The organism is Chromohalobacter sp. HP20-39, assembly GCF_033052815.1.
GTDB lineage: Bacteria > Pseudomonadota > Gammaproteobacteria > Pseudomonadales > Halomonadaceae > Chromohalobacter.
Genome location: NZ_JAWHTP010001084.1, coordinates 1 through 241, shown reverse-complemented (window position 1 = coordinate 241; position 241 = coordinate 1). Strand labels below are relative to the sequence as shown.

Genomic DNA, 241 nt, shown 5'->3' with positions numbered 1-241 from the left:
AGCACCCTAGCCCCCACGGAAGACGGAGCCGGTCGCGCTCGGCCGAGGGTCCTCAGCCCCGCGCCCCCGCGGCGGCGCCGTAGCCGGCGCGGCGGCCGAACACGACGCCGGAAGTCAGCCCCGAGCCGCCGGGATAGCCGTTGAAGAACACGCCGCCCACCATCTCGCCGCAGGCGTAGAGGCCAGGGATCGCACGGCCGTCCTCGCGCTTCACGCCGCCATCGTCGCCGACCTCGACGCC

Annotated in this window: 1 protein-coding gene; it reads right to left on the bottom strand. The window is 75.5% G+C overall.

Annotated features, from left to right (window positions below; all coding sequences use genetic code 11):
* Nucleotides 1-52: 52 nt before the first annotated feature.
* Nucleotides 53-241: FAD-binding protein (locus tag RVY79_RS21270; RefSeq protein ID WP_317466610.1), on the bottom strand; the 189-nt coding region annotated here is incomplete at its 5' end.